Genomic DNA, 637 nt, shown 5'->3' on the forward strand with positions numbered 1-637 from the left:
AGAACTCAAACAAAATATCTCTGCTTTTTTATAGTAGCTACTTACATCTGTAGTACTACCAACTAAGTATATTTTTTCAGTTAATTCGTTCTCTTCGATAAGTCTTGTCAGTTTCTCTCTCTCCTCTCCTTCGCCGACTATGACTAGTTTCCAGTCGGGTGCAAAGCTACTTACTTGAACCCAAGCCTCAAGCAACCTGTCAAAGCCTTTCACCTGAATTAACCTGCCTACTGCCAATACAGTTTTTGTATTTTCTTTTTTGATATAGTGCTGAGGTGGGAATGGACAAGCATTTTCTATTGCTAGTATTTGTGCCTTATGATGCGTACCGTCCAACCAATACTGTTTATCTCTTTCTGTCAAAGTAACCACTGAGTCACAGTATCGCGCTGCCAATTGACGAGCGATTCTTCTACTGAAAACTCCTAAATCGTTATTAAAATTCAAATGTTCCCAGCAGATATGTTTAACTGATAGGCCAATGGTCGCAGGTATAGTAAATTGAACACACAATGTCTCTACTACTATCAATGTATCAACCTTCTCTTTTTTTAGTAGCGTCCTTAATTTATAAATAGTATTAGGAATACGAAGTAGTCTATAGTTCGAGAAACTCATTAGAGAGACTAGCTTTATT

General features: G+C 37.2%; 1 protein-coding gene. It reads right to left on the reverse strand.

The genetic code is table 11. The features are described 5' to 3' along the window. On the reverse strand, positions 1-618 hold a 618-nt coding region (locus tag ACS8FC_RS18540), incomplete at its 3' end, for a glycosyltransferase (RefSeq protein ID WP_439297872.1). Positions 619-637: the final 19 nt, after the last annotated feature.

The organism is Psychrobacter sp. 1Y4, from assembly GCF_051847555.1.